The sequence below is a fragment of the Amycolatopsis nigrescens CSC17Ta-90 genome, from assembly GCF_000384315.1.
Lineage (GTDB): Bacteria > Actinomycetota > Actinomycetes > Mycobacteriales > Pseudonocardiaceae > Amycolatopsis > Amycolatopsis nigrescens.
On record NZ_ARVW01000001.1, the window covers coordinates 9065423 to 9086750 of the forward strand.

The 21328-nt window shown below is 71.5% G+C and carries 19 protein-coding genes; 3 read left to right on the forward strand and 16 right to left on the reverse strand.

What is annotated here, in order from left to right:
• From mraY to AMYNI_RS0143005, 13 genes are all read right to left on the reverse strand, one after another.
• Nucleotides 1-1083, reverse strand: coding sequence for a phospho-N-acetylmuramoyl-pentapeptide-transferase (gene mraY / locus AMYNI_RS0142945; protein ID WP_020674337.1), 1083 nt, complete (start codon nucleotides 1081-1083; stop codon nucleotides 1-3).
• A complete protein-coding gene (locus AMYNI_RS0142950; protein ID WP_020674338.1) occupies nucleotides 1080-2555 on the reverse strand; it encodes a UDP-N-acetylmuramoyl-tripeptide--D-alanyl-D-alanine ligase in 1476 nt (491 codons plus the stop codon). The genes mraY and AMYNI_RS0142950 overlap by 4 nt, the downstream gene beginning before the upstream one ends.
• Entirely contained in the window at nucleotides 2552-4093 is a 1542-nt protein-coding gene (locus tag AMYNI_RS0142955; RefSeq protein WP_020674339.1) for a UDP-N-acetylmuramoyl-L-alanyl-D-glutamate--2,6-diaminopimelate ligase, read from the reverse strand. The genes AMYNI_RS0142950 and AMYNI_RS0142955 overlap by 4 nt, the downstream gene beginning before the upstream one ends.
• A gap of 215 nt (nucleotides 4094-4308) precedes the next feature.
• A complete protein-coding gene (locus AMYNI_RS0142960) occupies nucleotides 4309-5088 on the reverse strand; it encodes an ABC transporter permease (RefSeq protein WP_020674340.1) in 780 nt (259 codons plus the stop codon).
• A gap of 43 nt (nucleotides 5089-5131) precedes the next feature.
• Entirely contained in the window at nucleotides 5132-6064 is a 933-nt protein-coding gene (locus AMYNI_RS0142965) for an ABC transporter ATP-binding protein (protein WP_020674341.1), read from the reverse strand.
• A 191-nt stretch (nucleotides 6065-6255) separates the two neighbouring features.
• On the reverse strand, nucleotides 6256-8226 hold the full coding sequence (locus tag AMYNI_RS0142970) for a peptidoglycan D,D-transpeptidase FtsI family protein (protein ID WP_020674342.1): 1971 nt from the start codon (nucleotides 8224-8226) through the stop codon (nucleotides 6256-6258).
• Entirely contained in the window at nucleotides 8226-8951 is a 726-nt protein-coding gene (gene ftsL, locus AMYNI_RS0142975) for a cell division protein FtsL (protein WP_020674343.1), read from the reverse strand. Before ftsL ends, AMYNI_RS0142970 begins: the two co-directional genes overlap by 1 nt.
• On the reverse strand, nucleotides 8948-9907 hold the full coding sequence (gene rsmH, locus AMYNI_RS0142980) for a 16S rRNA (cytosine(1402)-N(4))-methyltransferase RsmH (RefSeq protein ID WP_026361626.1): 960 nt from the start codon (nucleotides 9905-9907) through the stop codon (nucleotides 8948-8950). Before rsmH ends, ftsL begins: the two co-directional genes overlap by 4 nt.
• Nucleotides 9908-10134: 227 nt before the next feature.
• Nucleotides 10135-10566 carry a division/cell wall cluster transcriptional repressor MraZ gene (gene mraZ / locus AMYNI_RS0142985; protein ID WP_020674345.1) on the reverse strand — a complete coding sequence of 144 codons (432 nt, stop codon included), beginning with the start codon at nucleotides 10564-10566 and terminating at the stop codon, nucleotides 10135-10137.
• 354 nt (nucleotides 10567-10920) lie between these two features.
• Nucleotides 10921-11700 carry an ESX secretion-associated protein EspG gene (locus tag AMYNI_RS0142990; RefSeq protein ID WP_020674346.1) on the reverse strand — a complete coding sequence of 260 codons (780 nt, stop codon included), beginning with the start codon at nucleotides 11698-11700 and terminating at the stop codon, nucleotides 10921-10923.
• A complete protein-coding gene (locus tag AMYNI_RS0142995) occupies nucleotides 11697-12260 on the reverse strand; it encodes a hypothetical protein (protein WP_020674347.1) in 564 nt (187 codons plus the stop codon). The genes AMYNI_RS0142990 and AMYNI_RS0142995 overlap by 4 nt, the downstream gene beginning before the upstream one ends.
• Nucleotides 12261-12285: 25 nt before the next feature.
• Nucleotides 12286-12852, reverse strand: coding sequence for a DUF3558 family protein (locus AMYNI_RS0143000; protein ID WP_020674348.1), 567 nt, complete (start codon nucleotides 12850-12852; stop codon nucleotides 12286-12288).
• 3 nt (nucleotides 12853-12855) lie between these two features.
• Nucleotides 12856-13206 carry a hypothetical protein gene (locus tag AMYNI_RS0143005; RefSeq protein WP_020674349.1) on the reverse strand — a complete coding sequence of 117 codons (351 nt, stop codon included), beginning with the start codon at nucleotides 13204-13206 and terminating at the stop codon, nucleotides 12856-12858.
• A 268-nt stretch (nucleotides 13207-13474) separates the two neighbouring features.
• Here AMYNI_RS0143005 and AMYNI_RS0143010 point away from each other — a divergent pair, with 268 nt between their 5' ends.
• From AMYNI_RS0143010 to AMYNI_RS0143020, 3 genes are all read left to right on the forward strand, one after another.
• Nucleotides 13475-14587 carry an AAA family ATPase gene (locus tag AMYNI_RS0143010; RefSeq protein WP_020674350.1) on the forward strand — a complete coding sequence of 371 codons (1113 nt, stop codon included), beginning with the start codon at nucleotides 13475-13477 and terminating at the stop codon, nucleotides 14585-14587.
• Nucleotides 14588-14595: 8 nt separating this feature from the next.
• Nucleotides 14596-15870, forward strand: coding sequence for a DUF58 domain-containing protein (locus AMYNI_RS0143015; protein ID WP_020674351.1), 1275 nt, complete (start codon nucleotides 14596-14598; stop codon nucleotides 15868-15870).
• 68 nt (nucleotides 15871-15938) lie between these two features.
• Nucleotides 15939-18404, forward strand: coding sequence for a transglutaminase TgpA family protein (locus AMYNI_RS0143020; RefSeq protein WP_020674352.1), 2466 nt, complete (start codon nucleotides 15939-15941; stop codon nucleotides 18402-18404).
• Nucleotides 18405-18597: 193 nt separating this feature from the next.
• On the opposite strand, the gene AMYNI_RS0143025 is transcribed toward AMYNI_RS0143020, so the two are convergent.
• The 3 genes from AMYNI_RS0143025 to AMYNI_RS0143035 all read right to left on the reverse strand — a co-directional run bounded on the left by AMYNI_RS0143025 (nucleotide 18598) and on the right by AMYNI_RS0143035 (nucleotide 21295).
• Complete coding sequence (locus AMYNI_RS0143025; protein ID WP_020674353.1) at nucleotides 18598-19008, reverse strand: DUF3040 domain-containing protein; 411 nt, start codon at nucleotides 19006-19008, stop codon at nucleotides 18598-18600.
• Between the two features lie 207 nt (nucleotides 19009-19215).
• Nucleotides 19216-20496, reverse strand: a complete 1281-nt coding sequence (locus AMYNI_RS0143030; protein ID WP_020674354.1) for a DNA polymerase IV — start codon at nucleotides 20494-20496, stop codon at nucleotides 19216-19218.
• A gap of 43 nt (nucleotides 20497-20539) precedes the next feature.
• On the reverse strand, nucleotides 20540-21295 hold the full coding sequence (locus AMYNI_RS0143035) for a methyltransferase domain-containing protein (protein WP_020674355.1): 756 nt from the start codon (nucleotides 21293-21295) through the stop codon (nucleotides 20540-20542).
• Nucleotides 21296-21328 lie beyond the last annotated feature (33 nt).

Sequence of the window (21328 nt, forward strand, 5' to 3'; positions counted from 1 at the left end):
TCAGCCTCCAGCGCCGGTCAGCTGCTCGCTGTAGAACAGGCCGAGACCGAACATGCAGCAGATCGCCGACATCAGCCAGAACCGGATGATCACCGTCGTCTCGGCCCAGCCGGCCAGCTCGAAGTGGTGGTGGAACGGCGCCATCCGGAACAGCCGGCGCCGGGTGGTGCGGAAGACCGCGATCTGGGCGACCACCGAGATCATCTCCACCATGAACAGGCCACCGATCACGATCGCCAGCAGCTCGGTGCGGGTGGTCATGGACAACCCGGCGACCAGTCCGCCGAGGGCCAGCGAACCGGTGTCCCCCATGAAGATCTTGGCCGGGGCCGCGTTCCACCACAGGAAACCGACGCAGGCACCGGTGGCCGCGGCGGCCACCACCGCCAAGTCCAGCGGGTCCCGCACGTCGTAGCAGGCGGCCTGCGGCGCCACCGCGCAGCTCAGCCGCGCCTGCCAGAAGGAGATCACCACGTAGGTGGCCAGCACCATCGCCGCCGCGCCGCCGGCGAGGCCGTCCAGCCCGTCGGTGAAGTTCACCGCGTTCGACCAGCCGGAGATCACCACGTAGCAGAACAGGATGAACACCGGCAGCGGGAAGTAGATCAGCGCCAGGTCCCGCACGTAGGACAGGTTCTGCGAGGCCGGGGTGAGCCCCCGCTCGTTGGCGAACTGCAGCACCAGCACCGCGAACGCGACCGCGACCACCAGCTGCCCGACCAGCTTCGCGGTCTTGTTCAGCCCCAGGTTGCGCTGCTTGCGGATCTTGATGAAGTCGTCCAGGAAACCGACCACGCCCAGCGCCACGGCCAGGAACAGGACCAGCAGCCCGGACACCGACGGCCCGCCGCCGGAGCCGGTCATCCAGGTGATCAGGTGCGCGAAGAAGTACCCGAACACCATGGCGACGATGATCGCCACGCCGCCCATGGTCGGCGTGCCGCGCTTGGACTTGTGCCCCTGCGGGCCTTCTTCGCGGATCTCCTGGCCGAAGCCCTGCCGGGAGAACACCTTGATCAGGTACGGGGTGAGCAGGATGGAGACCGCCAGCCCGCCGAGGGCCGCGAACAGGATCTTGATCACTCTTCACCACCCAGCAACGCATCCGCCACGCGCCACAGCTGCGCGACCTTGGAAGCCTTGACCAGCACAACGTCACCAGGACGCAGCTGCTCACGCAGCAAGGCGACCGCGGCGTCGGTGTCGGGCACCAGGACCGACTCCTCTCCCCAAGAACCCTCGTGGCTTGCGCCCTGATGAATCGGTGCGGCGGCCGAGCCTTGGGCGCCGACCACCACCAGCTTGTCGATGTTGAGCCGGACCGCGAGGCGGCCGATCTCGTCGTGCGCGCTCACGCTATCCGCACCCAGTTCGCCCATCACACCGAGGACCGCCCAGGAGCGGCGGTCCCTGCTCATCGAGGCGAGCGCCTTGAGCGCGGCCCGCACCGACTCGGGGTTGGCGTTGTAGGAGTCGTTCAGCACGGTGAGCCCGTCGGCCCGGGTGGTGACGTCCATCCGGCGCTCAGAACGCCGCTGCACGGCGGAAAGCCGCTCGGCGACCTCGGCCACCGAGGAACCCAGTTCCAGTGCGACCGCGGCCGCGGAGAGCGCGTTGCCGACCTGGTGCTCACCGAACAGCGGCAGCGCGACCTCGGCCTGCCCGGCCGGGGTCACCAGCCGGAAGGACGGCCGCGCCTGCTCGTCCAAGCGAATGTTCTCGGCCCTGACGTCGGCGGCGGGGTTCTCCCCCACGCCGACCACCCGCGCCCGCGTACGGCTCGCCATGGCGGCGACCAGCGGGTCGTCCAGGTTGAGCACGGCGACCCCGCCGTCCTCCGCGGCGGGCAGCGCCTCCACCAGCTCGCCCTTGGCCTTCGCGATGCCCTCGCGGGAGCCGAACTCGCCGACGTGCGCGCTGCCCACGTTGAGCACCACGCCGATCCGCGGCGGCGCCACCGAGGCCAGCTCGGCGATATGACCGGGCCCGCGGGCGGAGAGCTCCAGCACCAGGTGGCGGGTGGCTTCGTCGGCGCGCAGCGCGGTCCACGGGTGGCCGAGCTCGTTGTTGAACGAACCGGGCGGGGCCACCGTGGGCCCGAGCGGTTCGAGCAGCTGGGCGATCAGGTCCTTGGTGGAGGTCTTGCCGGAGGAGCCGGTCACCCCGACCACGGTCAGCTCGCCGCGGGACAGCTCGGTGACCACGTGCCTGGCCAGCTTGGCGAGCGCGGCGAGCACCGCCGCGCCGGAGCCGTCGGTGTCGCCGCTGAGCACCATCGCGCGCTCGTTCGCCGTGCCCTCGGCGAGCGGGGGCACGATCACCGCGGGCGCGTCCACCTCCCGCGCGGCCAGCACGCCCACCGCGCCGCGCGAGACCGCCCGCGCGGCGAAGTCGTGCCCGTCCACCCGCTCCCCCGGCAGGGCGAGGAACAGCCCGCCGGCAGCGAGCTCGCGCGAGTCGAACTCGATCCCGGCGGTGACCCGCGCGGCCCCGTCAGTGCCGTGCAGCCTGCCGCCGACGATGCCGGCGATCTCGGCCAGGCTCAGCGGAATCATGCGCCCACCCCTCGCCGGTAGCGGATCGCCGCTTCCAGTTCGTCCCGGTCGGAAAACGGGTGCACCACGCCTTCGATCTCCTGCCCGGTCTCGTGTCCCTTGCCCGCGATCAGCACCACGTCACCGGGTTTCGCCCTGGCGACGGCCTCCTTGATGGCGGCGCGCCGATCGCCGATCTCGACGATCTCGCCGCCCATCGCCGGGCCGACCGACCTGGCGCCGGCCAGCATCGCCTGGCGGATCGTCTCCGGATTCTCCGAACGCGGGTTGTCGTCGGTCACGATCAGCACGTCGCTGCGCCGCACCGCGGCCTCGCCCATCATCGGCCGCTTGGCCGTGTCCCGGTCGCCGCCGCAGCCGAGCACGGTGATCACCCTGCCCTCGGCGCGGGCCCGCAGCGCGTCGAGCGCCTGCGCCACCGCGGCCGGCTTGTGCGCGTAGTCGACCACCGCGGTGAACTCCTGGCCGACGTAGACCCGTTCCATCCGGCCCGGCACCTCCACCGCGGCCAGCCCGGCGGCGATCTGCTCGACGCGCACCCCGGCGGTGTCCAGGATCGCCGCCGCCAGCAGCGCGTTGGCCACGTTGAACGCGCCGGGCAGCGGCAGCGTCGCGGCCGCGCTCAGCCCGTCCGGGCCGTGCAGCACGAAGGACTGCTCGCCGGTGCCGGTGCTGGCCAGGTCGGTGGCGGTCCAGGTCGCGTCGGTGCCAGGCTCGGTGGACACGGTCACCGTGTGCGGGGTGACCAGCGCCTGCCCCCACGCGCTGTCCACGACCACCACCTCGGTGGTGGACCGGCCGTCGAACAGCAGCGACTTGGCGGCGAAGTACTCCTCCATGTCGCGGTGGAAGTCCAGGTGGTCCTGGGAGAGGTTGGTGAACGCGCCGACCGCGAACCGGGTGCCGTTGACCCGGCCCAGCGCCAGCGCGTGGCTGGAGACCTCCATCGGCACGTGGCTGACGCCCTGCTCGGCCATCACCGCGAACAGCGCCTGCAGGTCCGGCGCCTCCGGGGTGGTGAACGCGCTGGCCAGCCGCTCACCGGCGATCCGGGTCTCCACGGTGCCGATCAGGCCGGTGGTGTGCCCCGCGGCCCGCAGCCCGGCGTCGATCAGGTAGGCCGTGGTGGTCTTGCCGGACGTGCCGGTCACCCCGAGCACGGCGAGCTTCAGCGAAGGCTCGCCGTAGATCCAGGCGGCCACCGAACCGAGCACCGCCCTCGGATCGGGATGCACCAGCACCGGGATGTCCGCGTCGCGCAACGCCGGACGGTCCGCGCCGGCCTCGTCGGTGAGCACCGCCGAAGCGCCGGCGGAGATCGCCGCGTCCGCGAAGTCCGCGCCGTGCGCCCTGGCCCCCGGCAGGGCGGCGAACAGATCTCCTGGCAGGACGTGCTGGGCGCGCAGGGTGGCGCCGGTGATCGCGGTTTCGGCTCCGTCACGATCCGGGATGAGCCTGGCGTCGGCGCGCGCGACCAGCGTGGTGAGCGGGACGGGTTCGATCCGCGCTGGTCTCGGCGGCGCCAAGTGGGCCTTCACCGGGCTGTCCGGGACCTGCCCCCGGGATGTGGCGGGCCCATCGTTGTTGACAGACACAGCCGGGAAGGTTACCGGCGGGCCACTGTGGACGCGGCAGCCGGTGGGGCAAGTCGCCCACCCTCCATCCCCCATGCTAAGGAGTTCCCCACCCTCGCGCGGAAAGCAGCGAAGGCCACCTTGCCTGCGTTCAATGCAGGCAAGGTGGCCTTCGCTGCTTACGCGTCGCGCTTGTTCGCCACGGTGATGGCGGCACCGAGCAGCAGCAACGCGAACGCGGCGAAGTAAGCCAGCGCCCCGGCCTGGCTCAGCGGGGTCGCGGACAGCACCGGGCCGAACCCGCCGTCCTGCCCCGCGTTCGACGCGCCGTCACCGGTGAGGAACCGGTCCGCCACGGTGAACGGCAGCCATTTCACGATCGCCGGCCCGGCGCCGGGGATCTCGCCGATCAGGTCCTCGCCGAGCAGCGAGTACATCAGCAGCAGCACCAGCGCGCCGGCGCTGTGCCGGATCAGCACCCCGACCGCCACCGCGATCACCGCGGCGAAGGCCGCGACCACACCGACCCCGGCCACGTTGACCCAGTCGGCGGAGCTGTCCAGTGCCAGGCCGGGCCGTTCGGCGGCGGGCACCAGCAGGATGCCAACGGCCCACGAGCCGAACGCGGCGAGCTCACCGAGCACCAGTGCGAGCAGGGCGACCACCACGGTCTTGGCGGCCAGCGCGCCGGTGCGGCCGGGCACCGCCTGGAAGGTGGTCCGGATGGTGCCGAAGCGATACTCGGTGGTCACCGCGAGCGCAGCCAGCACCATCACCACCGGCAGCCCGAAGTTGTACCCGGCCTGCGTGCCCGCCACCGTCGGCGGCCGGCCGTTGTCCACCGCACCCAACGTCATCAGGGTGCCGAAGGCGACCGTGACCAGCACCATCACCAGCGCGCACCACCACGGTGACCTGGTGCTGAACAGTTTGATCCGTTCCATCGCGAGCAAAGTCATCTTCTTCTCGAATCCTCAGGTAGGGGCGGTTTCAGGCGGCGGTTCAGGCAACGGAGTACTGGACCGGAGCGCCGGTCCGGTACTCCACCGAGTCGCCGGTGATCTGCATGAACGCCTGCTCCAGCGAGCCGGTCTGCGGGCTCAGCTCGTGCAGCACGATGCCGTCGCGGGCAGCCAGCACACCGATCTCCGCACTGTCCAAACCGGACACCAGCAGGGCCGCGCGGTCCTCGCTGTCCTCGCTCAGCCGCACGTCGTAGGCCACCAGCGCGCCGCGGAGCTGGTCGAGCTGGGGACTGCGCACCTTCACCGTGTTCTCCGCCGCCCGCGCCACGAAATCCTTCGTCGACGACTGCGAAATCAACTGCCCCCGCCCGATCACCACCAACTGCGTCGCCGTCAACGCCATCTCCGAGAGCAAATGCGACGACACGAACACCGTCCGCCCCTCATCCGCCAACCGGTGCATGAACTTCCGGATCCACAAAATCCCCTCCGGATCCAAACCGTTCACCGGCTCATCGAACAGCAGCACCTCCGGATCCCCCAACAACGCCGCCGCGATCCCCAACCGCTGCGACATCCCCAGAGAAAAACCACCCGCCCGCTTCGAGGCCACATTCGACAGCCCCACCGTCTCCAACACCTCATCCACCCGACGAGCAGGCAACTTGTTCGACTTCGCCATCCACGCCAGATGCGACCGCGCCGACCGGTTCGGATGCACCCACTTCGCATCCAACAACGCCCCCACCGTCCGCAACGGCTGCTTCAACTCGTGATACCGCTTCCCCCCGATCCGCACCTGCCCCGCCGACGGATTGTCCAACCCCAAGATCATCCGCATCGTCGTCGACTTCCCAGCACCATTCGGCCCCAGAAACCCCGTCACCCGACCCGCCTCGACGTTGAACGACAAATTGTTCACCGCCACCGTCTTGCCATACCTCTTGGTGAGGCCAGACGCCTCGATCATGAGTTCTCCCTCCGTATCCGCACAGGAGGAAGCGTGCCGGGAACCGGGCGGCAAAACGTCAGTCCGGAGGCCGAACTACCGGCTCATCCCCTGGTCCGAGCCGCGGCCGCACGGGATGACGAAACAGGGCCCCGCGCCGAGTGAAAACCGGCGCGGGACCCGCGGAGGAAAGTAACCAACCAGGGGGCTCGCTAGTCGACCACCAGCGGCACCACCGGCGACGGGCTGTCGGACAGCGGGATCTGGTAGCGCTGCGCCAGGTAGGACGCGATGTCGTGGAACAGCGGCGCCGCCGAGTGCCCCGCCGGCAGGGTGGTGTCCGGTGCGTCCAGCCTGATGCCGACCACGAATCGAGGGTTGTCCGCGGGCAGCATCCCGGCGAAGGTGATGTTGTACAGCGAGTTGCTGTACGCCTTGGTCTTCGGGTCCACCTGCTGGCCGGTGCCGGTCTTGCCGGAGATCTGGTAGCCCTCCAGCGCGGCGGTGGGTGCGGTGCCGCTGTTCTGGCCTTTACCCTTCTGCGCCACCGCGCGCATCATGTCCTTCACCGTGTTCGCGGTCTGCGGGCTGACCACCTGGGTGGTCTTCGGCGCCGGCTCGGGCACCTTGGTGCCGTCCGGGTTGACCTTCGCCTGGATGATCCTCGGCTCCACCCGCAGGCCGTTGTTGGCGATGGCCTGGTACATCCCGGCCATCTGCACCACGGTCATGGAAAGCCCCTGCCCGATCGGCAGGTTGCCGAAGGTGGTGCCGGACCACTGGTTGCGCGGCGGCACCGAGCCGGGGCTCTCCCCGGACAGGCCGATCCCGGTGCGCTGGCCAAGACCGAACTTCTTCAGCAGGTCCGCGTATTTCTCCTCGCCGACCTTTTGCGCCAGCAGCAGGGTGCCGACGTTGGAGGACTTGCCGAAGATGCCGGCCGTGGTGAAGTTCTGCGTCCCGTGCTCCCAGGCGTCCTTGACCGTGTGGTCGGCGACCCGCAGCGAACCGGGCACCTGCAGGGTGGACTCCGGGGTGGCGACGCCGGAGTCGATCGCGGCGGTCGCGGTGACCACCTTGTTCACCGAACCGGGCTCGAACGGGTTCGACACCGCGCGGTTGCTCATCAGCTCCGGGGTGCGCGAGGCCGGGTCGTTCGGGTCGAAGGTCTTGTCGTTGGCCAGCGCGTAGACCTGCCCGGTCTTGCTGTCCATGATCACCGCGCTGCCGCCCTTGGCGTGCGACTTCTGCACGTAGTCGGCCAGCCTGCTCTGCAGGTCGTACTGCAGGTCGGAGTCGATGGTCAGCTCCAGGTCCGACCCCGCGGTGGCGGGCTGCAGGTCGCGCTCGGTACCGGGGATCACCACGCTGGTGTTGCCCTGCTCGGTGTCCACCAGGCGGCGCCCCGGCATCCCGGCGAGGTCGTTGTCCCTGGTGCTCTCCAGCCCGGCCAGGCCGTGCAGGTTGTGCTTGGAGGTGTCCGGGTCGTCCATCCGCCAGTTGGCGAAGCCGACGACGTTCGAGGCGAGCGTTCCGCCGGGGTACTCCCGCACGGCGCGCTTTTCCGCTTTGATCTCCGGGAAGTTGGTCTTGCCGGTGATCTCCTCGGCCAGCGAGGGCTCCACGTTGTCCACCAGGAAGGTGAAGTCCTGCTGCTTGTGGAAGCGCTCCAGCAGGTCCCGCTCGGTGGTCTTGTCGGGCAGCTTGGCGGCGATGAACTTCGCCGCCGCGGCCGCCCTGGTCTCGAAGTTCTGCCCCTTGGTCGGGTTCTTCAGCGCGTACTCGTCCCATTGCTTGCGCATTAGCCGCAGGTTCACCGACAGCGTGCGGGTCTCCACGCTGAACGCCAGCTTCGCCCCGTTGCGGTCCACAATGGACCCACGCTGAGCCGGGATCTCCAGTGTGGTGGTGCGCTGCTGCTCGGCCCTTGCCGAGAGCGCCTCGGCGCGGAAGCCCTGCACGTCCACCAGCTTCACCACGGCCACGCAGAGCACGCCGACCAGCAGCACCCGGACCACGGTGAACCGGCTCTGGCTGGTGCCGCCCTTCGGCTTGCCCATCGCGCGGCGCACGCCGGCGGTGTAGGTGCGCCGGCGTGCCTCGGGACGGCCGCCCCGGCCCGGGGTGGCCGTGGGCCTGACCGGCCTGGCCCGCCCGTTCTGCCTGCCCTGGTTTCCCGCCATCACTGGCCTCCGGCCTGGTCCGGCTGCTGTCCCTCCGGTGCGGCCTGCGCCTGCGCGTCCGGCGCCGGGACGGCCGGCGCGTCACCCTCGATCGGCGCGTGCGCCGGTGGCTCCGCCGGCGGCGGGGTGGCCGGCGCGGGAGCCGCCGGCACGGTCGCCTTCTTCGGCTCGCCCACCACGGTGGTGCTGCCGTCCGGGTTCACCACGATGCGCGCCGGGTCGCCGCCCGGCACCATGCCGAGCTCCTTGGCCTTCTGCGCCAGCGAAGAGGCCGACTCCTGCTTGGTGACGTCGCGCTGCAGCTGCTCGGCGCGTTCGGCGAGACCTGCGTTGTCCTGCCGGATGCTCTCCAGCCGGTAGGAGTCGGCAATCGCCTGAGTGGACAGCAGTAGCGTGGTGGCCACGCCGACGGCCAGCAGCCCCATCATGATCAGCACGAACGAGGCGCGCGAACGGGGCCAGCGCAGGCCGAGCTTGGTGGTGGCGCGCTGCCTGGCCCGCTGCGGCTCGGCCACCGCACTGCGCTGCAGCAGTTCGGCGCGTTGCGCGCGCCGCTTGTAGGCCCGCTCGGCCGCGGTGGTCCGGCCACGCGAAGCCTCGCCGGCTCCCCGCCGCGGCCGCGGCGGGGCCGGTATCTCCTCGGTCGTGGTGGCGGCCGCCCTGGTCCGCTGCCGGGTGGCGCCCTGCTGCGCGCCGGCCTTACTGGCCCTAGTGGGAGCAGTCATTTCGCCGCCTCTCCGATTCGCTCGGCCGCACGCAGCCGCACCGAGGCGGCGCGCGGGTTCTGTTCGATCTCCGCGTCCCCGGCCTTCTCGGCGCCACGGGTCAGCAGTTTCAGCTCCGGCCCGTGTCCGGGCAGTTCCACCGGAAGCCCTTCCGGCGTCCGGGATTTCGCGAGTTCCGCGATGGCCTGCTTGACCACCCGGTCCTCCAGCGACTGGTAGGACTCCACGACGATCCGGCCGCCGACGGCCAGCGCGCCGAGCGCAGCGGGTATCGCGTCGCGCAGCACGTCCAGCTCGCGGTTGACCTCGATGCGCAGGGCCTGGAAGGTGCGCTTGGCCGGATGCCCGCCGGTGCGCCGGCTGGCCGCCGGCACCGCGCTGTAGAGCAGCTCGACCAGCCGGGCACTCTGCTCGAACGGCCGCTTCTCCCGTTCCGCCGCGATGGCCTTGGCGATCCGCGGGGCGAACCGCTCCTCGCCGTAGTCCCGCAGGATGCGGATCAGGTCGCCCACCGGATAGGTGTTCAGCACGTCCGCCGCGGTCTGCCCGGTGGTCGGGTCCATCCGCATGTCCAGCGGGGAGTCCCTGGCATAGGCGAACCCGCGCTCGGTCAGGTCCAGCTGCATCGACGAGACGCCGAGGTCGAACAGGATTCCGTCCACACGGGACAGTCCTAAGTCGACGAGCACCTCGGGAAGCTGGTGGTACACCGCGTGTACCAGGCGCACCCGGTCACCGTGCCGCTCCAGCCTGCGCGCCGAACGGGCCAGCGCCTCCTGGTCGCGGTCCAGACCGATCAGGTTCAGCTCGGGATGCGCGGAGAGCAGCGCGTCGGCGTGGCCGCCGAGGCCGAGGGTCGCGTCCACCAGTACCGCCCGGCGGTCGGCGAGCGCGGGGGCGAACAGGTCCAGCACACGATCGAGCAACACCGGCACATGCGCGGTTTCGCCTGCCACGACCACACCCCCTTTCCCTCCGTTCGACCTCCGGATGGAGGTAGGCGGATGCCGTCAGGTCCCCGCCCGCCCGCTGCGAACCTGGTGCCGGGGAAGGTGCACCAGGGCCAATGAGCGGACAGAGGCCTCACGGCATCCGCCACCGGGCGTCTCCCACACCCGTCTTCCACCACGACCGCAGGGGGACCCCCGCCCCCCGACGGCGTGGGTACGCCTCGGCCGTTCGTCTAGAAGACGCCCGGCAATACCTCTTCTTGAGCTTTCGCGTAGCTGTCTTCGTGTTCTTCCAGGTAGCCCTGCCACGCCTGGGCGTCCCAGATCTCCAGCCTGGTGATCGCACCGATCACCACGCACTCCTTGTTCAGCCCCGCGTAGCGGCGGAGCTCCGGAGCGATCGGGACGCGTCCCTGGCCGTCCGGTCGCTGTTCGTCGGTTCCGGCGAACAGGTACCGCTGGTAGGCGCGGACGGCCTCGTTCGTGAACGGGGCCTCGGCCACCTTGCGGGCCATCTGCTCGAACTCGTCGCGCGGGAAGACGTACAGGCAGTGATCTTGACCTTTGGTGACCATCAGCCCACCTGCCAGCGCGTCCCGGAACTTCGCGGGCAGCGTGAGCCGCCCTTTGTCGTCCAGCTTCGGGGTGTGGGTACCGAGGAACACGGCCCACCTCCCTACCGAACCCGGTGATCCCACTGAGGTCGGCCACGGGGCTCCCTTCTGCCCCACTGGCCACCACCGTACCCCACTTTTCACCACGGTCAACCGGGAATGACTGCCCTTACGGGCGAAGTTCCCGGCGTTTACGCAGGTAAGCGCCGTGGGTGGAAGTGGGGTGGAGGTGGGGGACGCCACCCAACATCCCCCACGTCGGGGGTTTCGGGAACCGTTTCACCGCCCGAAAAGTCCGACTCAGCCACTTTGGACGGCCACTGTGGGGCTTCGTGGGGCACTGGAGGCCCGCTCGTGGGGGACGGTGGGGGGACGGTGGGGGGAACAGTGGGGAGTTGCGGAGGGTCAGGCTTCCGCGGCGATGTCGGCCAGCCTGGCCGCCAGCTTCGGGCTGTCCACCGGGGCGACGCTCACCCAGTCCCGGCCGCCCCTGCCTTCCTCGACCGTGCCGAGGTAGGCGCCGACGTCGGTGACGAACCAGCTGACTCCCCCGGCCCGCCGGAGCCTGCCTTCCTGGTCACGCACCCGCACCGAGAACTGGCCGGCGCCGAGCACCGGCCGCGCCTGGATGGCCAGCACTTCACGCAGCTGCTTCTCATAGGTCCCGGAGCCGGCACCCGCAGCACCTCCACCGTTTCCAGTGTTTTCGCCGCCGAACACCGGGTCTTCCACCGCTCCGTTCAGCACCGCGGCGGGCAGGCTGACCCCGTAACCCGGCCCCGGCTCCAGCTCCGGCAGCAGGCCGACCACGGCGGAGTACAGCTCACCGTCCCGGATCGCGGACAGTCCGATGGTCTTGCTCGGCTGCGCGGCCAGTACCGCGCGCCTGCCCCTGGCCGCCGCCACCGCGCGCAGCGGCGACTCGGCGGTCAGGTCCGTCATCGCTTCGCATTCGACGTAGACCGTCGCGGTGGCAAGGGTTTCCAGCCGTTCCGCGAGCACATTGTCCAAGGTCCCGCCGGTGACCAGCCCGCGCTCGGCGAGGTTGTCGTAGACCGACTCCCGGATCTCCACCCGCTCCTGCTCGGTCGAACCGACGCTGCGCACCAGCAGCGGCCCCGGCGGCACCCGGTGCCCGAGGTCCTGGCAGAGGATGTCGAACGCGGAGGCCGAGACGCGGATCAAGACGAGCCCAGCGCCGGCGGCGGGTCGAAGGACTCGCTCGGCGCGGCGGCCCGCAGTGCCGCGTCCCTGGCGTTGAGCACGTCCACCGCCTTGGCCCTGGCCGCCTCCGCCTCGTCCCGGCGCGCGGCCATCGTGTCGGCAAGACCGGACAGCCACAGCAGCTTGCCGCTGGCCGCCGCCTCCCTGATCAGCTGGGCCGGGTCGTAGGGCACCGGCTCCGGCATCTCGGCCTTGGCCCTGGCCGCGACCCCGGCCTGCTGCCCGACCGAGTCGGCCAGCGCGAAGGAGACCTCGGTGGCGCGGCCGGACCAGCCCGCGGCGGCGGCCAGCAGCTCGCGCATCGCCTCCCCGCCGCTGCCCTTCCAGTCCTCTTCGCTGCGCGTCGAGATGTTGGTCAGCGCCTGAGCGGACTCGCGGAGCCTGGCACCGAGGCCGGCCCACTGCTCGCCGATCTCGCCGCTGGCCGCCGGGTCGTTGCCGGACTCCACCTCGGCCTTCATCGCCTCGTGGGAGTAGGACTCATACCGCCTGCTGGTGGCGGGCACCTCTCGCTGGCTCATCCACGGTCCCGTTTCAGATCCGGTTTCAGGGCAGTTTCGGTTCGATCAGCTTCGCCACCGTGGTGGCCCGCTCGCAGGCCAGGTCGGTGTCGCTGAAGCTCGCGTTGTTCACGTCCACCTGGACACTGGCCGAGTCGCCGGCGCCGAGCAGCACCGCGCAGGTGCCGTCTTTGGCCTGCCGATCGGCGACCTTGTACGCCGGGCGCTCGCCGATGGTGACCTTCTTCCGGGTGCCCTTGTCGACCTTCAGGTCGGTCACTCCGGACTTGTCGTCCAGGGTGACGGTCAGGCCGAAGGTGCCCGGTGCGGTCCAGTCGCAGGCCCGCGCCTGGCCGATCGCCTTCTCCTCCCCCAGCGCCGGCAGCCCGGCCGTCGAACGGTCCACTGTAGACAGCAGGTCGCAGGGCCGCAGCGAGGACAGCGCGGTCGGCGACGCCGGGGCCGGACTGGACGAGGCGGGCGGCGGGGTGGACACCTGCAGGGACGCCTCCGGCTGGGCGTTCTCCGGCGGGGCGTCCTGCGCGGCGGCACCGCAACCGGCGAGCAGCGCCAGGCCCGCCGCACCGGACAGCAGGCGTGCAGACCTCGTCATCGATCAGCCACCGGTGCATTCGACGCCGTCGGTGGCGTCCTCGTCCGAGGCCTGGTAGCGCCGCAACGCCTTGGCGATGTTCTGCTTGAGCCGTTCCAGCTCTCTGCCGAACTCGGTCAGTGACTCCACCGCGGAACCGCGGGAGCCGACTCCGTACTCGGCCATGAACTTCCCGATCTCCTCGGCATAGCCACCGCCGAGCGGCACGGTCCGGCCAAGCACCTTGGCATACCGGACCATCTCACCCACCACGTCCTGCAGCTGGCTGATCTGCTTGAACGCGTCGGCGGCCAGCTCAGGAGCCACTGCGAACGCCTTCGCGTCCACCTTGATACCCGTGCTGCCTCCGGTCATCGCCCGCCGCACCTCTCCGTAGCCGACCGAATCCGTACCGGAGCATACGACAGAACCCCGGGTGAACGGGAGGACCCGGGCCGAACTGGGATTACGTCCCCCACATGGCGTAGCGGAAGGTCGTCGCTCCGAGTGATCGCGGGGTTCTCTCACCGAGTTCGCCAGAGTTTGACACACTTCGTGGCAGGCTTACCGCCGCGCGGACGGCAAAACAACTCCAGGGTGCTCACCCCGCGCCCGGATTCAGGGCTTCGCCACAGGAGGTCGAGTGACGTCGAGGACGCAGTCTGCAGTAGCCGGCGAACACGCCGGCGCGCAGGCGACCGAGCAGACGCCGTACTACCCGTCCGGCGCCGGCTCGCGCGGGACGGCGCCGGACGCGGCGGCGTCCCTCGACGAGCTGCACGACACCGCCAGGCGCATCGCGGCCAACGTGGAGCGCGTGCTGGTCGGCAAGCCGGACGTGGTGCGGATGGCGCTGGTGACCCTGCTCGCCGAGGGCCACCTCCTGGTCGAGGACGTGCCGGGGGTCGGCAAGACCTCGCTGGCCAAGGCGCTCGCCAGGTCCATCGACTGCACGGTGAGCCGGATCCAGTTCACCCCGGACCTGCTGCCCAGCGACGTCACCGGGGTGTCCATCTTCAACCGGCAGACCAACGAGTTCGAGTTCCGGCCCGGCCCGGTGTTCGCCAACATCGTGGTCGGCGACGAGATCAACCGCGCCTCGCCGAAGACCCAATCCGCTCTGCTCGAGTGCATGGAAGAGCAGCAGGTCACCGTGGACACCACCACCTACCACCTCGAAGACCCGTTCATGGTGATCGCCACCCAGAACCCGATCGAGATGGAAGGCACCTACGCGCTGCCGGAGGCGCAGCGCGACCGGTTCACCATCCGGGTGTCCATCGGCTACCCGGACCCGAAGGCCGAGCTGGCCATGGTGGACGAGCACGCCGGGCACAACCCCCTGGCAGAGCTGGAGCCGGTGTCGGACGGGTCCACCGTGCGGCGGCTGGTGAACGCGGTGCGCGCCGTGCACATGTCCCCCGAGATCCGCAAGTACGCGGTGGAGCTGGCCGCAGCCACCCGGCAGGTGCCGGAGATCAGGCTCGGCGCCTCACCTCGTGCCACCCTCCAGTTCGTCCGGGCCGCCCGCGCCCAGGCCGCGCTGTCCGGCCGCGACTTCGTGGTGCCGGACGACCTGCACGCCGTCGCGGTGCCGGTACTGGCGCACCGGCTGGTGCTGACCACCGAGGCGCATGCGGCCCGCCGGTCGGCCACCGACGTGGTTCGCGCCGTGCTGCACCGGGTGCCGGTGCCGCAGGGCAGCACCGGCCCGGCCGGTCACGGCGGCCAGGCCAACGGGCAGAGCCGCCGGTAGCGGCTGCGATGTTGCGCTCGCTGTCCGGCCTCACCACTCGCGGCCGGTGCCTGCTCGCGGCTGGGGTGGCCGCCGCGGCCTGTTCGGTGATCCTCAACGAGCGGGACCTGTTGCGGGTGGCCGTTTTCGTGATCGCGCTGCCGTTGCTGGTCGCCCTGTTCATCGGCGCCACCAAGGTTCGCATCGGCGCGGCGAGGCGCATGCTGCCCGGCCGCGTCTCGGTCGGCTCGCCCGGCGAGGTGCAGCTCGACCTGTGGCGCAGCGGACGGCTGCCCGCCGGCGAGGTGCTGCTCGAGGACGGAGTGCCGTACGCGCTCGGCGCGCGGCCCCGGTTCGTGGTGGAACGGCTGCCGCACGACCGCGCGGTTTCCCTGCGCTACCCGGTCCAGCCGGTGCTGCGCGGCATCCAGCAGGTCGGCCCGCTCCGCGCGACCATCACCGATCCGTTCGGCCTGTGCGAGTTCGAACGCGAGCTGATCGCGCATTCCCGGCTGATCGTGGTGCCGAAGGTGGTCGGCCTGTGGGGCCTGCCCAGCGGGGCCGGGATCGGCGCCGGCGACGACGGCAGCATCCGGCTGCACGCCGGCCAGGGCGAGTCCGACGTGATCGTCCGCCAGTACCGCCAGGGCGACGACCTGCGCAAGGTGCACTGGCGGTCCACCGCGCGCCGCGACGAGATGATGGTGCGGGTCGAGGAACGCCCGTGGCGGGGCGGCACCACGGTGCTGCTGGACCATCGCGCGGCGGCGCACCACGGCACCGGCCCGGCCGCCAGCCTGGAGTGGGCGGTGTCCTTCGCCGCCAGCGTCTGCGTGCACCTGCGCCGCTCCGGGCACCGGGTGCGGCTGGTCAGCGAGCACGGCAAGGCGCTGGCCGACGCCCCCGGCGAGGGCGGCGAGCACTACGACAACTTGATCCTGGACGCGCTGGCCGCCCTGCAACCAGCGCACCAGCGCGACGTCACCACCGGCCACGACCCGGCCGAGGGACAGGAGCTGATCGCCATCCTCGGCACCGTGAGCAACGAGACCGTGCACGAGCTGGCCCGGTTCCGCCCGCGCGGCATCCGCAGCCTCGCGGTCCTGCTCGACACCCCGGCCTGGTCCGGTGGCCTGAGCGCGCCGGAGCACCGGGCCGCGGCCACCGAGGAGTCGGCCGAGCTGCTGCGCGCGGCGGGCTGGGGCGTGGTCGTCGCCGCCCCGGACACCCCGATGCCGCAGGTGTGGGCCGAGCTGTGCCGCAGCGCCGCTGGCCGCGGCACGCTGATCGGCGGCGTGCTGTGACCGCCCCGCCGAAGACGGGCACCGCACAGCCACCGCGGCCGGATTCTCCGCAGCAGCCTCCGGCCAGGATGCCGACCGCCTGGAGCAGCTCGGTGCTCGCCCCGGTCGCCGCCGGCTTCGCCACCGTCTGCGCGGCAACCTCGCTGACCGGGGTCGTAGCCGGCTGGGCCTGGCTCGGCTACGTCCTCGTCGCGACCATCCTGGTCGGCTGCACCGGGCTGGCGCTGCGGTCGGTCCGCACGCCGACCCCGCTGGTCGGGCTGGCCCAGGTGCTCGTGCTGACCTTCCTGGTCACCGGCGTGTTCACCCGCAGCGGGATACTGGCGATCCTGCCCGGCCCGGCCGCCTTCTCCGAGCTGAGCCAGGTGCTGCAGGCCGCCTTCCAGCAGATCCAGACCGGCCTGCCGCCGGTGGAGCCCAGCTCCCCGATCCTCTGCCTGGTCACCATCGCGATCGGGCTGGTCGCGGTGATCATCGACACCCTCGCGGTAGCCGCCGCGGCGCCCGCGGCCACCGGCCTGGTGCTGCTGTGCGTCTACGCGGTGCCCGCCTCGCTGTCCGACGGGATGCTGCCCTGGTGGACCTTCCTGCTCGGCGCCGGTGCTTTCGCCGGGCTGCTCGCGGTGGACGGCAACCACCGGCACCGCCGCTGGCGCAACCGGGAGGCGCCCGGCCTCGGCGGCTCACCCAGCTCGGCCTCCACCCCGGTCGGCGTGGTCGCCGCGGCACTGGTGCTCGGCCTGGTCGCGGGCGGCACGCTCACCGCGGTCGGCACCGTGGGCAGGTTGCCCGGCAGCGGCCCCGGCGGTCAGGGCAGCGGCCCCGGCGGGCTCGGCGTCAACCCGTTCACCTCGCTGCGCGGCATGCTCGACCAGGGCTCCAACGTGGAGCTGTTCCGGGTGCGCGGCCTGGGCGAGGACAAACGCCTGCTGCGGGCCTTCACCCTGGACACCTACCGGCCGAACAAGGGCTGGGGCCTGCCCGACGCGCCGATGCCGGCCGGCGTGCCGGCCAACCGGCCGCTGCCGGCCGCCCCCGGCGACACCGGGGTCGGCGCGTCACGGGAGATCCAGATCGAGCCGGTGAACTGGGTGGACGTCTGGATGCCGGTGTACGGATCGCCGCGGTCGCTGCGCAACGTGGCCAACGGCTGGTTCTACGACCAGAGCAGCGGTGCGGTGTTCAGCGAGCGCAAGCAGCGGGTTCCGCCCTACACCGAGTCCGCGTCGCTCGCCGAGCCCACCAAGGACGAGCTGCGCGCGGCGAAGGTCGACCCCGCCGACGTCTCCCCCGGCTACAGCAGGGTGGACCAGGTCGACCCCCGGGTGGTGGACCTGACCAGGCAGCTGACCCAGAACAAGAGCAACAACTTCGACAAGGCCACCGCGCTGTGGCAGTACTTCACCGCGCAGAACGGCTTCACCTACGACACGCAGACCGCGAAGGCGGGCGACTCGGACGCGCTGGCCGACTTCCTGCTCAACGGCAAGCGCGGCTTCTGCGAGCAGTTCGCCTCCTCGATGGGCGTGATGCTGCGGGTGCTCGGCATCCCGTCCAGGGTCGCGGTCGGCTTCACCAACGGCTTCCCCACCGCGGACTACCGGACCATCACCTCGCAGGACGCGCACGCCTGGGTCGAGGTCTACTTCGGCGACCGCGGCTGGGTCAGCTTCGACCCGACCCCCCGCTCCGACGGCCGCGGCTACATCCCGCCGTACCTGCGCCCGGACACCGACATCAGCGGCAGCTCGGAGAACTCCGGCGAGAACGTGCCGAGCGCATCCTCCAGCCGTCCGGAGCCCACCGGCGGGGCGCTGGAGCCGAGCGCCGACCCGAACGCGCTGCCACCGGGCCAGGAGCAGGACTCCGCGAGCCCGGGCTGGGTGCAGGTGGCCGCGATCATCGCGGTGCTGCTCGCGGTGGCCCTCAGCATCGCGGCGGTTGTGCTGAGCCGCCGGACCGCGAACAGACGGCGCGGCATCGGCGCCGAGGACGGGCGACCGGACCGGCACGTCCCGCTGGAACCGCCGGGCCCGGCGGTGACCGGCTGGCTGCCGCTGGCGGCCGGTGCGCTGTGGATCGCCGCGGTCGGTTTCGCCGCGTGGCTGTGGTCCGGCTGGTTCGCGCTGGTGCTCGTGCTGGTGCTGGTGATCGCGGCCGGGCCGGCCGCGATCAGGGAGGTCGGCAGGCGACGGCGGCTGCAGTCGATCAACGCGCACCGGCTGGACGCCGCGGACGCGGCCTGGCGCGAGCTGCTCGACGAATGCGCGGACCGCGGCCTGCCGGTGCCGGAAAGCGAGACCGCGCGGACCGCCGCGCAGAAGCTCGCCCACCAGCATCATCTCGACGCCGAGGGCCGGGACGGCCTGCGGACCGTGGTCAGCGTGCTGGAGCGGTCCTGGTACAGCGGCACCAAGGACCCCGACCCGTCGCTGGGCCCGGCCTTCGAGGAGCTGCGCCAGAGCATGCACCGCAACGCGCCGATGTCCTGGCGCGGCAGGCTGCTGCCGAAGTCCCTGTTCCGCCGCCGCTGAGCCCCCGGCCCGCGCGCCTTCCCGAGCCCAATGTGACGTTCGGCCACTAGAACGAGCCGAACGTCACATTGGGCCGTTACGGGCCGGGTCGGACGGTGGGACTCGCCCGGTGTGAACGTGGGACTCGCGGGGCTTGAACGTGGGACTCGCGGCACATGCCGGGGCACGTGCCGCGAGTCGGGGGCTGGCGCGGTTACTGGTCTTCGAACCGCTGACGGAAGCGCTCTTCCATCCGCTGGGTGAAGGAACTGCGTCGCGGTGCTTGCTTGCCGCCCCGGGAGGATGCGGTCTGCGCCGCACCGTCCTTGCCCTCGACCTCGGCGGGCTGCCGGATCGAAGTGACGGCCAGTACTACCCCGAAGAACATGACCAGGAAGCCGATCACGCTCAGCAGTGGGATCTCGGCCACCCGAAACGGCACCATCACGCCCAGAACGAGCAGTGCGATACCGACGACGAACAGCGCAATCCCCTGGATTCGCCGGCGGCGGGCAGGCCGGCGCAACCGGCTTCCGCGCACCGTGGACGCGAACTTGGGGTCCTCGGCATAGAGCTCGCGCTCGATCTGGTCGAGCAGCCGCTGCTCATGCTCGGAGAGTGGCATCTTTCCTCCTCCGGCACAGCTGTCGCGGGCGCCGGGCCGCGCAACGTCGTGGACCCAACAGACGTCCCCGTTCCGGGGAGTCAACAACCAGGATACGAGCCCCGCGCGCGGACGACTACCCGATCCCGCATCCGGGCCGGATTGTTTTGCCGGAAAGCGGTCTCCACCGGGTGCTCCGGGCCGCCGGGAGCACCGCCGGGAAGACGATCACCCCTGGTCCGGGGCCAGCAGGGTGGCCGGGCGGACCGCGGCGGCGCCGAATCTCGATCTCGCCACATCTGCGGCGAGTTCCGCGTCCCGCCAGCGTGGCGCCGACGGCACCGCCTTCGATGACGACGAGGTCGAGGACGACACCGTCTCGAAGCTGAGCTGTTCGGCCGTCTCGGTACCGGCAAGGCCCTCCAGCCGTACCCCGAGCAGGCGCACCTCGGCCCCGTCGGCCGCCGCGGCGAGCAGCGCGACCGCCGTCGCGTAGATCTCATGGGTGAGATCGGTCGCGGACGGCAGGGTGCGGGCCCTGGTGATGGTCCGGAAGTCGGCGAACCGCACCTTGATCGACACGGTCCGCCCGCGCAGCCCCTTGGCGCGCAGGATGCCCGCCACCCGCTCGGACAGCCGCAGCAGTTCCCGGTCCAGCACCGCGCGGTCGCGCTGGTCGGTGTCGAAGGTCCGCTCGGCGCCGATCGACTTGTCCGGTGACTCCGGCACCACGCCCCGGTCGTCCCGGCCGTTCGCCAGTGCGTGCAGGTGCTCGCCCACCGCCGTGCCGACCGAGCGCCGCAGCCTGCTCAACGGCGTGGCGGCCACGTCGGCGATGGTGGCGAGGCCGAGCCGCCGCAGGTTCTCCTCGGTCCGCTTGCCGACTCCCCACAGCGCCGAGATCGGCAGCGGGTGCAGGAACTCCAGCACCTGCCCTGCCGGCACCACCACGACGCCGTCCGGCTTTGCCATGCCGGAGGCGAGCTTGGCGACGAACTTCACCCCGGCCACCCCGACCGAGCAGGTGATGCCGTGCTCCTCGGCCACCTTCGCGCGGATCGACTCGGCGATCCCGGCCGGGGTGCTGCCCAGCCGCCTGAGCGCGCCGCTGACGTCCAGGAAGGCCTCGTCCAGGCTCAGCGGCTCGACCAGCGGGGTGAGCTCCCGGAAGAGGGCCAGCACGCCCCGCGAGACCTCGCCGTAGAGCCCGCGGGTCGGCGGGAGGTACACCGCGTGCGGGCAGAGCCGCCGGGCCGCACCGACCGGCATCGCCGACCGCACGCCGTACACCCTGGCCGGGTAGTTGGCCGAGAGCACCACCGAACGCGCGCCGGCGCCCGCGACTATCACCGGGCGATCCACCAGCTCCGGCCTAGTACGCAGCTCCACGGCCGCGAAGAAGGCGTCCATGTCCACGTGCAGCAGGCCGCAGCCGGTGTCGTCCGGGGTGTGCTCGCCGGTCACCAGGAAGCGCGCGTGACCGTCCGGTAGTGCCGCGTTTCTGCCCATCGGCGCCAAGGCTAGCCCGGCGCACCGACAAGAATCGGGTGGCTCAGGACGGCCGGTGTGCCACCGCGTGCAGCCTGGCCGCGATGTCCCGCAGCGGCGAGAGGGTGCCCGCTGCCGCTTCGAACTCGGCGAGGTCGTCGGCGCCCTCAGCGCCCTCGGCGCCGTCGGGCACCGGGCCGACGCTGTCCGCGACCACCCCGTCCCCTTGGATCAGGGTGACCTCCAGCCCCGCGGCGCTCAACTGCTCGCGCAGGCCCTCGGTGCCGAACCGCCGCAGCAGGCTGTCGCCGTCTTCCGGCAGTACCCCGTCCGCCTCGGTGAGCAGCCGCTTCGCCTCGGCGAGCCGGCCGGACAGCGCGCGTTGCAGGGCGGCGGCGTGCCGGTTCGCGACGAGCACGGACACCGCACCGCCCGGCGTCACCGCCGCGGCCAGCGCGGCGAGCACCACGGCCGGGTCGTCGACGACCTCGAGCAGGCCGTGTGCCAGCACCAGGTCCGCCGATCCGGCCGGCACGTGCCTGCCGAGCGCGTCCGAGTCGTCCGCCACCACGGTGATCCGGTTGGACACCCCCATCTCCGCGGCGCGGCGCTGCAGGGTGGCCAGCGCGTTCGGGTTGGGCTCCACCACGGTGACCGAGCATCCCGCCGAGGCGAAGGGAACCGCCCAGCCGCCGGTGCCGCCACCCACGTCGACCACCCGCGGTTCCGTCACGCCCCGTGCCCGCGCCCGGGAGAGCTCGGCCTCCAGTGCCCGCCTCACGAGCCCGGAGCCCCTGGCTGCCGCGATGTCCGTTCGCATGGGGCCAGAGCGTAGTTCGGGTTCCCCGGCGGC

Coding starts and splice junctions, on each gene's coding strand:
- AMYNI_RS0142950 (WP_020674338.1), bottom strand. CDS start 2,555: ATGATTCCGCTGAGCCTGGCCGAGATCGCCGGCATCGTCGGCGGCAGG.
- AMYNI_RS0142960 (WP_020674340.1), bottom strand. CDS start 5,088: ATGACTTTGCTCGCGATGGAACGGATCAAACTGTTCAGCACCAGGTCA.
- AMYNI_RS0142965 (WP_020674341.1), bottom strand. CDS start 6,064: ATGATCGAGGCGTCTGGCCTCACCAAGAGGTATGGCAAGACGGTGGCG.
- AMYNI_RS0142970 (WP_020674342.1), bottom strand. CDS start 8,226: ATGGCGGGAAACCAGGGCAGGCAGAACGGGCGGGCCAGGCCGGTCAGG.
- ftsL (WP_020674343.1), bottom strand. CDS start 8,951: ATGACTGCTCCCACTAGGGCCAGTAAGGCCGGCGCGCAGCAGGGCGCC.
- AMYNI_RS0142995 (WP_020674347.1), bottom strand. CDS start 12,260: ATGAGCCAGCGAGAGGTGCCCGCCACCAGCAGGCGGTATGAGTCCTAC.
- AMYNI_RS0143000 (WP_020674348.1), bottom strand. CDS start 12,852: ATGACGAGGTCTGCACGCCTGCTGTCCGGTGCGGCGGGCCTGGCGCTG.
- AMYNI_RS0143005 (WP_020674349.1), bottom strand. CDS start 13,206: ATGACCGGAGGCAGCACGGGTATCAAGGTGGACGCGAAGGCGTTCGCA.
- AMYNI_RS0143015 (WP_020674351.1), top strand. CDS start 14,596: ATGTTGCGCTCGCTGTCCGGCCTCACCACTCGCGGCCGGTGCCTGCTC.
- AMYNI_RS0143020 (WP_020674352.1), top strand. CDS start 15,939: ATGCCGACCGCCTGGAGCAGCTCGGTGCTCGCCCCGGTCGCCGCCGGC.
- AMYNI_RS0143025 (WP_020674353.1), bottom strand. CDS start 19,008: ATGCCACTCTCCGAGCATGAGCAGCGGCTGCTCGACCAGATCGAGCGC.
- AMYNI_RS0143030 (WP_020674354.1), bottom strand. CDS start 20,496: ATGGGCAGAAACGCGGCACTACCGGACGGTCACGCGCGCTTCCTGGTG.
- AMYNI_RS0143035 (WP_020674355.1), bottom strand. CDS start 21,295: ATGCGAACGGACATCGCGGCAGCCAGGGGCTCCGGGCTCGTGAGGCGG.